At 67.7% G+C, this 12,636-nt stretch carries 12 protein-coding genes, 1 tRNA gene and 1 pseudogene; 9 read left to right on the forward strand and 5 right to left on the reverse strand.

Annotation, left to right across the window (positions count from 1 at the left end; translation table 11 throughout):
* Positions 1-83: 83 nt before the first annotated feature.
* Positions 84-1,019 (reverse strand): S1/P1 nuclease, encoded by a 936-nt coding sequence (locus UCD39_RS17735; RefSeq protein WP_330497211.1) that lies wholly within the window; start codon positions 1,017-1,019, stop codon positions 84-86.
* Positions 1,020-1,168: 149 nt separating this feature from the next.
* Positions 1,169-1,254 (reverse strand) — tRNA-Leu (locus UCD39_RS17740).
* Positions 1,255-1,472: 218 nt separating this feature from the next.
* On the opposite strand from UCD39_RS17740, the gene UCD39_RS17745 reads away from it, so the two are divergent.
* The 3 genes from UCD39_RS17745 to UCD39_RS17755 are packed head-to-tail and all read left to right on the forward strand — an operon-like array spanning position 1,473 to position 3,232.
* The gene (locus UCD39_RS17745) at positions 1,473-2,060 is read left to right on the forward strand and encodes a YqaA family protein (RefSeq protein ID WP_330497212.1); all 588 of its coding nucleotides are present in this window, start codon (positions 1,473-1,475) and stop codon (positions 2,058-2,060) included.
* A 31-nt stretch (positions 2,061-2,091) separates the two neighbouring features.
* Positions 2,092-2,613, forward strand: a complete 522-nt coding sequence (locus UCD39_RS17750; protein WP_330497213.1) for a disulfide bond formation protein B — start codon at positions 2,092-2,094, stop codon at positions 2,611-2,613.
* A 10-nt stretch (positions 2,614-2,623) separates the two neighbouring features.
* Positions 2,624-3,232, forward strand: a complete 609-nt coding sequence (locus tag UCD39_RS17755; protein ID WP_330497214.1) for a demethoxyubiquinone hydroxylase family protein — start codon at positions 2,624-2,626, stop codon at positions 3,230-3,232.
* Here the strand turns inward: UCD39_RS17755 and UCD39_RS17760 are convergent, their stop codons facing one another.
* A complete protein-coding gene (locus UCD39_RS17760; protein WP_330497215.1) occupies positions 3,233-5,365 on the reverse strand; it encodes a TonB-dependent receptor in 2,133 nt (710 codons plus the stop codon).
* Positions 5,366-5,619: 254 nt separating this feature from the next.
* Here UCD39_RS17760 and gcvA point away from each other — a divergent pair, with 254 nt between their 5' ends.
* Positions 5,620-6,495, forward strand: a complete 876-nt coding sequence (gcvA, locus tag UCD39_RS17765; RefSeq protein WP_145732674.1) for a LysR family transcriptional regulator — start codon at positions 5,620-5,622, stop codon at positions 6,493-6,495.
* Positions 6,496-6,519: 24 nt separating this feature from the next.
* Here gcvA and UCD39_RS17770 read toward each other — a convergent pair whose 3' ends face one another.
* Complete coding sequence (locus tag UCD39_RS17770) at positions 6,520-7,089, reverse strand: HNH endonuclease (protein ID WP_416211018.1); 570 nt, start codon at positions 7,087-7,089, stop codon at positions 6,520-6,522.
* Between the two features lie 272 nt (positions 7,090-7,361).
* Here UCD39_RS17770 and gluQRS point away from each other — a divergent pair, with 272 nt between their 5' ends.
* Complete coding sequence (gluQRS, locus tag UCD39_RS17775; protein WP_330497216.1) at positions 7,362-8,225, forward strand: tRNA glutamyl-Q(34) synthetase GluQRS; 864 nt, start codon at positions 7,362-7,364, stop codon at positions 8,223-8,225.
* 96 nt (positions 8,226-8,321) lie between these two features.
* On the forward strand, positions 8,322-8,801 hold the full coding sequence (locus UCD39_RS17780) for a hypothetical protein (RefSeq protein ID WP_330497217.1): 480 nt from the start codon (positions 8,322-8,324) through the stop codon (positions 8,799-8,801).
* Between the two features lie 359 nt (positions 8,802-9,160).
* On the opposite strand, the gene UCD39_RS17785 is transcribed toward UCD39_RS17780, so the two are convergent.
* Positions 9,161-10,021 (reverse strand): DUF4743 domain-containing protein, encoded by an 861-nt coding sequence (locus UCD39_RS17785; RefSeq protein WP_330497218.1) that lies wholly within the window; start codon positions 10,019-10,021, stop codon positions 9,161-9,163.
* 199 nt (positions 10,022-10,220) lie between these two features.
* On the opposite strand from UCD39_RS17785, the gene UCD39_RS17790 reads away from it, so the two are divergent.
* The 3 genes and pseudogenes from UCD39_RS17790 to UCD39_RS17800 all read left to right on the forward strand — a co-directional run bounded on the left by UCD39_RS17790 (position 10,221) and on the right by UCD39_RS17800 (position 12,478).
* Complete coding sequence (locus UCD39_RS17790) at positions 10,221-11,591, forward strand: protoglobin domain-containing protein (RefSeq protein ID WP_330497219.1); 1,371 nt, start codon at positions 10,221-10,223, stop codon at positions 11,589-11,591.
* 80 nt (positions 11,592-11,671) lie between these two features.
* Positions 11,672-11,875, forward strand: coding sequence for a twin transmembrane helix small protein (locus UCD39_RS17795; protein ID WP_145732682.1), 204 nt, complete (start codon positions 11,672-11,674; stop codon positions 11,873-11,875).
* A 37-nt stretch (positions 11,876-11,912) separates the two neighbouring features.
* A pseudogene (locus UCD39_RS17800) lies at positions 11,913-12,478 on the forward strand (cob(I)yrinic acid a,c-diamide adenosyltransferase).
* Positions 12,479-12,636: the final 158 nt, after the last annotated feature.

The raw sequence follows: 12,636 nt of genomic DNA on the forward strand, positions 1-12,636 counted from the left end.
ACGCCTGGCCCCAGCCGCGCAGCTTGGCGCGGACATGCTTAACATTGCATGAACCGACGACCTATGGCGCGGCGGTCAGGGGATCAGTGCCCGACGGCCTGGTTCACCACCCAGGCCAGGCGCACGCCCGCCATTTCCAGGCGCATGCGCACCAGCGGCCAGGCGGCGGTTTCATAGCCCTGGGCCAGGCGTTCCACGCCGTCCGACTCCGGCGCCCGCAGCAGGCCATAGACGACGTCGCGGGCCAGCCCGTGGCTTTCCTCGCCCCAGGCCTGCACCGCCTTGTCCAGACCGGCGCCCTTGAACGGGGGTCGGGTGGCCGGGACCTTGGGCGTCCAGGCATTGGCGTCATAGGCGGTGATGCCCGGCTCCAGCGTGGCGGCGGCCGCCTTGGCCTTGGCAAGGTCGATGGAATAATCCTTGTTCACCGACAGGCCCAACTCGCGGTCGACGATGGAACCGTCCCACACCGAATGCAGGTTCAGGTGGCCGTTCCTGTCATCGTCGAAGTAGCGGACCTTGACATCATTGCCGCCCTTGTCATGGTCGCGCTCGGCCGCATGCAGGGGCTGGTGCAGGTCGCCCACCAGATGGACCACCCATTTCAGCGCGGCCAGGCGCGCCTCCGGCGGCGCCTTGGTATCGGCCAGGATGCGGGCCTGTTCCGGCAGGCGGGCGATGACGCAATTCTCATTGGCGCAGTCGCGGGTGGGATCGTAGGCCGGCTGGTCGGTGGGCACGTCGACATAATGCCAGGGCAGCGTGTCCGGCAGACCGCCCTTGTCCTTGGGCAGGTGGCCCACGGTGTCTGGCCAGCTCGCCACCTCATCCAGGGTGTGGTGACCCTCCAGCGACAGCAACTGGTCCACCACCACCTTGGCCTTGGGCGTCAGCCGGTCCTGGGCGATGTCGCCCACGATGGCATGTCCGTTGGGGCCCCAGGCGAACGCCGGCCCGGCGGTGAGGGCGATGGCGGCGGTGGAAACGATGGCGGCGGCAAGGCGGCAGAAGGCGGTCATGGACGATCCCGGTCTGGAGAAGGCCGCCAAATTAACCGCTCACCATTGCGCTGTCATGTCGGGTGCGACAGCCGGGCACGGGGTGCCGGATACAAAAAATGGCCCGGGAAGGGCCATCTTTGACAGTCAGGGATTTTAAAGAATTAAAGTGGTGCCCCCGGTCGGACTCGAACCAACACGACCTTGCGGCCAACAGATTTTGAGTTTGCCGCGTCTACCATTTCGCCACGGAGGCACCGGGCGCTTCAAGCGTGGGCGGGATCATAGCGATAGAAAGCCGGGGGTCAAGCGCCGCATGCGGTGGACGTGTTCAGTGGGCGGGCACAGGTGGGCGGGGCACAGGCTTGACACGCGCATCACAGGGCCGCGCGGTTGCGGGCGGGGGGCGCACCTGATAGACGGGTAGCGCCCGGCCCCGCCCCCTTGGCGGGGCCCCGCTGTCGGAGATGCCCGTTGCTGCGTAGCCTGTATGACCGCACCCTCGCCCTTGCCGGCCACCGCCATGCCGTGTGGGCCCTGGCGGGTATTTCCTTCATCGAAAGCTCGGTCTTTCCCATTCCGCCGGATCTGCTGCTGATCCCGCTGATCCTGGCCGACCGGCGCCGCGCCTTCTTCCTGGCCACGGTCTGTACCGTGGCTTCCGTCCTGGGCGGCTTCCTGGGCTACGCCATCGGCTATTATTTCTGGGACGTCATCGGCCACCGCATCATCGACGCCTATGGCCTGATGGACAAGTACATGGAGTTCAAGCAGGGCTTCGATGAGAAGGGCGCCTGGATCATCATCCTGAAGGGCATGACGCCCATCCCCTACAAGCTGGTGACCATCGCCAGCGGCGCCTTCCAGTTCGACCTGCTCACCTTCGCCGGCGCCTCGCTGATCTCCCGGGCCTTGCGCTTTTTCCTGGTCGCCGCCCTGCTCTGGAAATTCGGCGAGCCCATCCGCACATTCGTGGAAAAGCGCCTGACGCTGGTCACCACCCTGTTTTTAGTGCTGCTGGTTGGCGGCTTCGTGCTTCTCAAATACGTGCATCTGCATTGAGCCTTTTACCACCCCGATCTGGACCACCGCCATGACTGCCGTCGCCCCCCGCCCTACCGCAGCCCCCTCCCCGCTGGCCCACCCCCGCCTGCCGCAGGCGGCGCTGGTGCTGGCGTCGGTGGCGGCACTGGGCACGGCGCTGCTGTCGCAATATGTCGGCGGCCTGCACCCGTGCGAGTTCTGCATGTGGCAGCGCTGGGCCTATGTCGCGGCCATCGTGGCGCTGCTGCCCGGCCTGGTGAACACCCGCCTGCGGGGCGTCTCGCTGACCCTGGGTGGCCTGGCCTTCCTGGCCGGGGCCGCCATCGCGGGATTTCACGCCGGCGTGGAACAGCATTGGTGGGAAGGCTTCACCACCTGCAGCAGCAGCATGCCCAAGAACCTGACGCTGGATCAGCTGCGCGAGCGTCTGATGTCCGCCCCGCTGGTGCGCTGTGATCAGGCGCAGTGGACCTTCCACGGGATTTCCATGGCCGCCTTCAATTTCCCGGCCTCGTTGATCCTGGGCCTGGTCGCCTGGGCCGCCGCCCGCGCCGGCGCCAAGCGGGCCTGAGGAGGGTTTCATGAGCGCCACGAACACCGCCCCCCGTCCCTCCGCCACCCTGTCCACTGCCAAGCCCGCCGAGCGCCTGGCCCGCCGCCCCCTGCCGGGCGACCTGGGCACCGACGCACAGATCGCCCGCATCATCCGTGTGGACCAGGCGGGCGAGTACGGCGCCGCCCGCATCTATGCCGGGCAGTTGTCGGTGCTGGGGAAAAGACCGGTGGGCGCCACCATCCGCCACATGGAGGAACAGGAGCGCGTCCACCTCGACACCTTCAACACAATGATGGTGGAGCGGCGGGTGCGGCCCACGGCGTTGCAGCCGCTGTGGAAGCTGGCCGGCTACGCCCTGGGTGCCGCCACCGCCCTGATGGGCGAGCGGGCGGCCATGGCCTGCACCGTGGCGGTGGAGGAGGCGATCGACGCCCACTATGCCGAGCAGGCGGAACGCCTGGGCCCGGGCGAGGCGGAGCTGAAGGCCACCATCGAAAAATTCCGGGCCGAAGAGCTGGAGCACCGCGATATCGGCATCGCCCACGATGCCGAGCTGACCACCGGCTACCCCGTGCTCTACACCCTGATCAAGGCTGGCACCCGCGCCGTCATCTGGGTGGCGGAACGGGTCTGATCAGGGGCCGGCGGTATCGCCGCCACCCAGCTTGTATGTCAGCCTGAGATAGACGATCTGCCCCGGCACGGCCAATTCCGACCGTTCCCGATACTGCGGCGTGTCGATCCACGTCACGCGCCGCACGCCATTGAACACGTCGTTGGCGGTGACGATCGCCTTAAGGCGGGACGTCACGTCATGGCTATAAGACAGGGTCACTGACTGATAGCCGGAGCGCGTGCCGCCCGTTTCCAGCGACCGGCCATGCAGTTGCGCCTGGAGTTGCAGGCGGTCGCCCTCCGCCGGCGTCCAGGTCAGGTTGACCTTGGTCAGGTGCGTGAACAGCGCGCCGGTATAGTTCTCCCCGCCGATTGGCCCCCCAGCGATTGGCATGGTTTCCCGCAAGTGGGACAGGTCGGAACTGAGGCTGATCGCCCAGTCCGGCCCGAGGTGGAAATCCACCGCCAGGTCCAGGCCGGCCGACGTGCCGCCGCCCGCGTTTTCCACCGTGGAGACCAGGACCGTGTCCACCGGTGCCGCCGCATAGCGATAGTCCACGATATCATCGGTCAGACGGCGCGCGTACAGGGTGCCGCTGACCGTCACCTTCGCCGCCGTGTAGGTGTAGCCGGCCTCCACCGAGTCCGTACGGCTGGGCCGCAAGCCGGTGTTGCCCAGAATGGTGGTCGCCCCCACGATGGTCTGAAGCGGATTCAGTTGCTCTGTCGTCGGCCGGTCGATGCGCCGGGTGTAGCTGAAGGTAAGCCGGCTTTCGGGGCTGAGATCCCGTCCCAGTGACAGGCTGGGCAACCAGCGCAGGTCACTCGAGTCCGGCATGCCCTGGGCCGCCGCCAGGAACCGGGTCGCCATCGACTCCACCCGCAGCCCGCTCTTGACCAGCCAGGGCCCCAGCAGGCGCTGATAACTGGCATAACCGGCGCTGAGGGTGCGGTTGAGGCCGAAGCGCGCGGCGGGGGTGGCGCCGAACCCGCCGGCACCCGGATCGCCCACCGCCGCATCACCCACCGCCCCCGCCTGGTAGGCCGACTGCACCCGGTCCGACTCCACCTCAAAGCCCAGCTTGAGCTGTTCCTCCCGGGGCAGCGGCAGGACATAGTCGCCGCTGATGGTATCGATCAGCTCCCGTTCCGTGTGCCGTTGGCGATAGATGTCCTCCACGGCGGTCGGAACCTGGAAGAGCTGGTCGTCGGTCTGGTCGCGCAGTGTCTCATGATCCTCATGGCTGGCCTTCAGGGTCAGCGTGTCGCCACCGATCACCCCTTTGCGGACGTAGTCGCCGGTCAGGGAAGCGTGGTCGAAATGCTGGGGGGCGCGGTCCTGGGTGACGCTGCGGCCGGTCACCCCGCCGTCGGGATCATAGAGGCCGAGGTCATCCCGGTATTGGCGCGGCCGGTGGCGTAGGGCCCCTTCGCCACCAAGGCTGAGCGCGTCGTGATCCGAAGCGGCATAGGAGACGGTCAGGACGCCGGTGGTGTTGGTGTAGGGCACGAAGGTGGCGCGGTGCTCCACCAGCCGGCCCGCGGCCGAACCATCGGCGTTCTTGGCCGTCCGGTCGATATACAGCAGGTCGTAGCGGATGTCGTCCCGCACGTCGGCCGAGCCGCTGAAACTCCAGGCGCCCACCCCGAAGGAGCCGGCGGCCGAGCCGCTGCGCCGCCCCTGTGGACCGATGCCCGCCCCCAGGTCCGCCTTGGCCGTCGGCGTGCGGGGCTTGCGCGTGACCAGGTTGATGACGATGCCGGCATCCCCCCGGAACTCCGGCCCCGGGTCGGTGATGACCTCGATCTTGGCGATGGTGTTGGCCGGCATGGATTGCAGGGCCGTCGCCAAGGGCAGGCCCCGCAACGCCGGGGAGGGCTTGCCATCGACCATCACCGTGACGGCGGCGCCACGCACGCTGACCTTGCCCGCCGGGTCGACACTGACCGCGGGCAGGGTGGTCAGGACGTCGGCGACGCTGCCACCCCCCTTGGCCTGAAGGTTGTTCGCCAGGTCGTAGACCGTGCGATCATCCAGGCGGGTGGCTTCCGGCGGGGGCGCCGTGATGGTGATTTCCGTCTGCGCCAGCGCCGAGGGCGCGGCGACGGCAAGGCCGGCGATGACCGCGTTTCGAAAGCCCCTGACCTTCACCCTGGTCCCCCTTCATGCGGTCCGCCGCGGGCACGCGGATGCCTGCTCCAGACAGCGGAGGCCGGGAGGTCGCAAACGCGGGCGCATGGCGGGAAACGAAGGGAGAGGCCCCCTGGAAAAGCGGGGCATACCCTTCGCTTTTCTCAGGCCGTCCCGCCCCCGTCAGTCGGTAATGCCTTAAAATTCCAGCATTTGATTGCCGGTGCAAACGACGATACCTTGGCGCGATCCTGAGTTTTTCTAAGGACGGGACCATGCCGCTCAGCGCCATCTCCTTGAACGCGCTGCGGGCCTTCGAGGCCGCCGCGCGGCATCTCAGCCTGACCCGCGCGGCGGCGGAGCTGCACGTCACGCAGTCGGCGGTCAGCCATCAGGTGCGCGGGCTGGAGGAGCAACTGGGCGTCAGCCTGTTCCGCCGCAGCACCCGGGGCCTGATCCTGACCGATGAGGGCCAAGCCTTGGCCCCCACGATCCTGGAGGCGTTCGCCATGATGGAGCGGGCGCTGGACGCCGTCAGCGCGACGGGCCCGGCGGAGATCGTGAACCTGGGCGTGGTGGGCACCTTCGCCGTCGGTTTCCTGTTCGAGCGCCTGGGCGCCTTCCGCGCCCACCATCCGCGCGTCGACTTGCGCATCATGACCAACAACAACAAGGTCGACCTGTGGACCGAAAGCCTGGATCTGGCCATCCGCTTCGGCGACGGCGCCTGGCACGGGGTGGAGGCGCACCGCCTGATGGACGCGCCCATGACGCCCCTGTGCGCGCCGGCCATCGCCGCCACCCTGCACAAGCCCGGGGACCTGGCCGCCCATCCGCTGCTGCGGTCCTACCGCGCGCAGGATTGGCCGGCCTGGTTGAAGGCCGCCGGGGTGCCGGGGATCACAGCGCGGGGACCGCTGTTCGACGCCTCCCCCCTCATGGTCCAGGCGGCGATGGTGGGGGAGGGCGTGGCGCTGGCGCCGCCCGCCATGTTCCGGCGGGACCTGGAGGACGGCCGCCTGGTGCAGCCATTCCCGGTGTGCGTCGACACGGGGAGCTACTGGCTGACCCGGCTGTTCTCAAAGCCGCTGACGCCGGGCGTCCGCGCCTTCCGCGATTGGATGCTGGCCTGCACAGCCCCATATCGCTGAGAACCGTATCGCTAAGAACCGCCGTCAGAAGGGATCCAGTTCCGTGTCCCAATAGAGGAAGTCGCGCCAGCTTTCGTGCAGGAAATTGGGCGGGAAGGCCCGGCCGTTTTCCTGAAGCTGGAAGACCGTGGGCTGGAACGGGGGGCTGAGGGGGATCATGCCGCATTGGTGCGGCAGACGGCTGCCCTTGGCCAAGTTGCAGGCGGAGCAGGAGGTGACGACGTTGTCCCAGGTAGTGCGTCCGCCGCGGGAGCGTGGGATGACGTGGTCGAAGGTCAGTTCCTGGGTGGGGAAAGGCTCACCGCAATACTGACAACAGAAATGATCGCGCAGGAAAACGTTGAAGCGGGTGAAGGCCGGCCTTCGAGTCGCCGGTATGTATTCCTTCAGGCTGATGACGCTGGGTATTCGGATTTCCGCCGTGGGCGACCGCACGACCCGGTCATAGACGGAAATGATGTTGACCCTGTCCAGAAACACGGCCTTGACGGTGTCTTGCCAAGACCAAAGGGACAAGGGGAAGTAGCTGAGCGGCCGAAAATCGGCGTTCAGTACCAAGGCCGGACAACTGTCTAGTGGTGGAGACAATACCACCCCCGCGCCGTTCCCGAGGAAGGCCGGGGCCGAACCCACGGCCAGAGATCATTGCCTTATTAGCCTTTCCCACCCGTTTCGGCAATCCTCGCCTTGGTGGGCCCCGGGCGATTTCACCATAACGTCATATGTTTACCCACAAGATGTGGGGCGGCCATCCCGCCCTACCCCTTTTTGTAGGGAGGGTGGAGGGCCAAACCATGGCCAACTCGGGGCAGGGGATTGGGGGGCAGGGGATGGGCAAGACGCGTCCCCCGGTGGTATCAGGGGGCATGAACCAGACCGTGACCCGCTTCGCCCCCAGCCCCACCGGCCTGCCCCATCTGGGCCACGCCTATTCCGCCCTGTTCGGTTGGGACGCCGCGCGCCGGGCCGGCGGCACCTTTCTGCTGCGCTTCGAGGATATCGACCCCAATCGCTGCCGGCCTGAATTCGAGGAGGCGTTTCTCCGCGACTTGGCTTGGTTGGGCCTGAGCTGGCCGCAGCCGGTGCGGCGCCAGTCGGAACACATGGCCGATTATCGCGCCGCCCTGGACCGCCTCTCCGACCTGGGGGTTCTGTATCCCTGCTTCTGTTCGCGCAAGGACATCCAGGACGAGATCGCGCGGGCCGGCGCCGCCCCCCATGGGCCGGAGGGGCCGCTTTACCCCGGCACCTGCCGGCATATGGACCCGGTACGGCGGGCCGACCTGCTGGCGGCGGGGGCGCCGCACGCCCTGCGGCTGGATGTCGCGGCCGCCACGCGTCGCGCCGGACCCTTGCTCTGGACCGACCTGGAGGCGGGGACCGTGGCGACCCAACCCGGCATCCTGGGCGATGTCGTGCTGGCACGGCGCGACGTGGCCACCAGCTATCACCTGGCGGTGACGGTGGACGACCATCTGCAGGGCGTCACCCTGGTGACCCGCGGCCGCGACCTGGTGGAGGCGACGCATGTGCATCGCCTGTTGCAGGCCTTGCTTGACCTGAACGTCCCCGACTGGCATCACCACCGCTTGCTGGTCAATGAGCGTGGTGAACGGCTGGCCAAACGCGACGGGGCGGCAAGCCTGGCGGCGCTGCGCGACGGCGGGGCCACCCCGGATGACATCCGCCGCCGGTTGGGCATGGACTGGTTGGGAGTGGAGACGCCTTGATCAAGCACGGGGCACGCACATCTAGCCGAAGGCGCGCTTCGCTGCTCAGCGCATTTTTCGCCTCCCAGACCGAAGGCTCCGTGGTAAGAACGCCCTATGCCTGATGCCGACACCCTCGCCCATTACCGGACCCTCGTCAAAGACACGACGATAGATGGCAACACCCTGCTGTCGACGGACTACTTCAATCACTTCAACGAAGTGATCATGCTGTTGTCCATGCTGGGTGACATGCCGGAAATGCTGGACGAGATCCGCGCCTGGCACCCCAAGACCTACAAGCAGCATTTCGAGGGCAGCGGCCTGGGCTTCGCGGCACTGGCCATCGAAGCCTACGATCATGTGCCGCCGGAATACCGCCAGCCCTTCGACCGCGTGGTGGAGGAGTTGGACGCGACCATCGCCGAGGCGGTGGTGGCGCTGGAGGCGGAACAGGACTCGCCGGAGATGCTGGGCTTCCTGGCGACAGACTATTGGCAGCGCCTGCAAAAGCTGGTCGACCGGGGCAGCGCCATCGTGCATGGCGCCACCGAGCAGGCGACCCTGGATCAGGACGCGATCGACGCGTTGTTCTGAGTCCCTCAAGTGCCGGCGGGGCATCCGCCCCTTGGCTTATCCTCAGCTTCCAGTCCGCTTCGCTCCCCGGAAGCTTCCGGCGGACGCGGTCGCGTCCTATTTCTGAGCACCTCAGGCGCCGGGCGGGCGCATCCGCGCCCTGGGCTATCCTCAGTTTCCAGTCCGCTTCGCTCCCCGGAAACTTCCGGCGGACGCGGTCGCGTCCTATTTCTGAGTCCCTCAAGTGCCGGCGGGGCATCCGCCCCTTGGCTTATCCTCAGCTTCCAGTCCGCTTCGCTCCCCGGAAGCTTCCGGCGGACGCGGTCGCGTCCTATTTCTGAGCACCTCAGGCGCCGGCGGGGCATCCGCGCCCCGGCGTATTAGTCGGTGGCGCGCAGGCCGGTCACCAAATCCATGTAGTCCGGTTCATGGTCCGGGTTCAGTTGACCGTGGCGGATCAGGAAGTCGATCACCACCAGGTTGACGTTGAACTTCCAGTCATCGGTGGTGCGGACGCTGTCCGCCACCCGGTCCAGGGGCCAAAGCTCGAAAGCCTCGACCTCGCCATCGGTGTTGCGGGGGATGACGTCTCGGCTGAGCGCCAGGTCGTAGCAGAACAGGGTGTCGCGCCGCAGGCCGGCGGCGGTGTCGAAGACATAGGTGATGGCGCCCACCGGCACGGCGCTGCGGGCCAGGCCGGGCTCAAGGCCGGCTTCTTCATGCGCCTCCTTCACCAGGTTCTCGGTGAGGCTGAGGCCGGCCGGCTGGCCGCCGGCCACGATGTTGTCCAGCTTGCCCGGCGCCACGCCCCGGTCACGGGCTCGGCGGCCCACCCACATCTCCAGGCCGCCATCAGCGCCCCGGACATAGCCGTTCACATGCAGGCCGAAGCCGCGTACGCCGAAGCTGGGCACCGCCGCCCGGTCCAGCTGCAACAGTTCGGGCTGCCCCCACTGCGCCACCACGGGAAAGTCCTCCCCCCGCAGGGGCGGCACCAGCCCGTCCGCCGCCAGGGCGGCCACCACCTCGGCCACCGCGCGGGTGCGGCTGCCGGCATCGGTGGGCAGCAGGTCCAGCAGCGGGGCGCCCCCTTGCGTCCAGCGAAAGGCGTCGCTGAGACCGGCCACCCGGTCGGCGAAGGCGCGGCGCACTTGCCCCACGCGCTGTCCATTGACGGCGAAGGGCAGGAAAGCCGCGGCGTCGTGGGCGTTGCACGCCCGGATGTGTCGAATGAAGGCCATATCTGGGTTTAGCCCTGTCAGCGACCCGACGCAATGGCGCTGGCGGAAGCCAAAAGGTCGCTGCTGATTCAAATCAAATAGGACTACCAAAAGGTTAGGGCGCCTTCCTCAGCTCCCGTTTTTTACGGTTGATTTACCAAGCTGGAGAACTCTGGTCTGGTCACGCGCCGGGAGTCGCAATCTTTCAGGGGACAGGACCATGACCGCCAATGAGGACACATTGCAGCGCCAGTTTCAGGAACGCCTGACCTTCCTCAACATCGACGCCGCCACCCGCGACGCCCTGCGCACCCTGCGCCCGCAGGTGGAGCGTGAGTTGCCCGCCATCCTGGACCGATTCTACGCCAAGCTGCGCACCCAGCCGGAGATATTCAAGCTGTTCGGCGGCGATGAGCATCTGGCGCATGTGAAGCAGATGCAGATGCGCCATTGGGCGGCCATCGTCACCGGTGCGTTTGACACCACCTACCTGGACAGCGTGATCCGGGTGGGCCGGGCCCATAACCGCCTGGGGCTTGAGCCGCGCTGGTACATCGGCGGCTACGCCTTCATCACCGGGGAGTTGCTGGCCATGGTCGCGCGCACGGAGCGCCGCGGGCTCTTCGGCTGGCTGAAGCCGCGCGTGGACATGGCCCGGCTGCAGCAGGCCTTGCTGCGGGCAGTGATGCTGGACATGGACCTCGCCATCTCCGTCTACATCGAAGAGGGGCGCCGGGACCGGCAGCGGGTGCTGGAAGGTCTGGCCCAGGGGTTCACCGACACCATGTCCGGTGTCATCGACGGCATCGGCACCGCCGTGGGCGGCCTGCGCGATGACGCCGGCCTGCTGACGAAGGCGGCGGACCGGTCGTTGAGCGACAGCACCCAGGCCGACGCCGCCGCCGGCGACGCCGCCGGCAACGTCCAGGCGGTGGCCAGCGCCACGGAGGAGCTGTCCGCCTCGATCAACGAGATCAGCGCCCGCGTGGCGCAGTCCAACAAGATTTCCGCGCAGGCGCTGGAGACGACGCGGCGGACCGACGGCGCGGTGCGCAGCCTGGTGGCCGCCGCCGGCCGCATCGGCGACGTGCTGGGCCTGATCAACACCATCGCCAGCCAGACCAATCTGCTGGCCTTGAACGCCACCATCGAGGCGGCGCGCGCCGGCGAGGCGGGCAAGGGCTTCGCCGTCGTGGCGGGCGAGGTCAAGGCCCTGGCCACCCAGACGGCCAAGGCGACGGAGGAGATTTCGGCGCAGGTGAGCGCCATCCGCCAGGTGTCGGAAGAGGCGGTGGCGGCCATCAGCCAGATCGGCACCGTCATCGCCGGCATGGATGAGATCGCGACCTCCATCGCCGGCGCGGTGGAGGAACAGAGCAGCGCCACCCGGGAGATCGCCCGCGGTATCGCCCAAGCCGCCACGGGCACCGCCGGGGTGTCGGCCAGCATCGGCCATGTCGCCGACGCCGCCCGCCAGACGGGGGCGGCCGCCGACCGCGTCAGCCAGTCGTCCAACGAACTGGGACTGCAGGCCCAGCGCCTGCGGGACGGCGCGCACACCTTCACCACCCGCCTGCGGGAGAGCGCCTGATCCCCCGAGCCTGATCCCCCGAGGAGGAATGGTCCCCAAGCCGATGGGCAAGCGGACACGCGCACGCTATAATCGCCGCCATGGGCACGTTCCTCTTCTTTTGCCTGGGCGCCACCATGCTGGCCGTGCTGGGCGTCCTTATCCTGGGCCTGTTCACCATGGCCCGGGGTGGCGATAAGGCCGGCACCACGGGCAACCGCCTGATGTGGTGGCGTATCCGTCTGCAAATCCTGGCGGTGGTGCTGTTCTTCCTGACGGCGCTGGCCCTGGGGCATCACGCATGAGCGCCGCGGCGCATGGCATCGGGATGCGGGGGACGGCATGGTCACGCTGACCCGCATCTACACCCGCGGCGGCGACAAGGGCCAAACCTCGCTGGGCGATGGCCGGCGCGTGTCCAAGCATGACCTGCGGGTCGAGGCTTACGGCACGGTGGACGAAGCCAACGCCGTCATCGGCCTGGCCCGCCTCCACACCGCCGGCACGCCCGAGGACGCCTATCTTTCCCGCATCCAGAACGACCTGTTCGACCTGGGCGCCGACCTGTGCACGCCCGAGCAGGAGGCCCCCCCTATCCGCCCCTGCGCATCGTCGATGCCCAGGTCACCCGGCTGGAACAGGAGATCGACGCGCTGAACGCCGAACTGGCGCCGCTGTCGTCCTTCGTTCTACCCGGCGGCACCCCGGCGGCCGCCTATCTGCACCAGGCCCGCACCGTCACCCGGCGGGCGGAGCGGCTGGTGGCCGCGCTGGCGGAACGGGAGCCGGTGACGCCGGCGGCCTTCAAGTACCTGAACCGACTTTCAGATTTCCTGTTCGTCCTGTCGCGGTACGTCAACGGCCGCGGGGCGGGCGATGTGCTGTGGGTGCCCGGCGCCAACCGTTAAGGGCCGGAAACATGCGGGGAGTATGGGCGTAAACCCTTGGGTTTAGGCCATATTGCAGTGCAACAGGGCAGCGTTGACAGCCTTGTGGGACAATCCTATTTTTGCCGACCACGTCCGTATGGCTCGATCCGCCGGACGGGGAAAATAACCAGAACCCG

Origin of the sequence: Nitrospirillum karajorum (genome assembly GCF_036348415.1) — a bacterium.
GTDB classification, from domain to species: domain Bacteria; phylum Pseudomonadota; class Alphaproteobacteria; order Azospirillales; family Azospirillaceae; genus Nitrospirillum; species Nitrospirillum amazonense_B.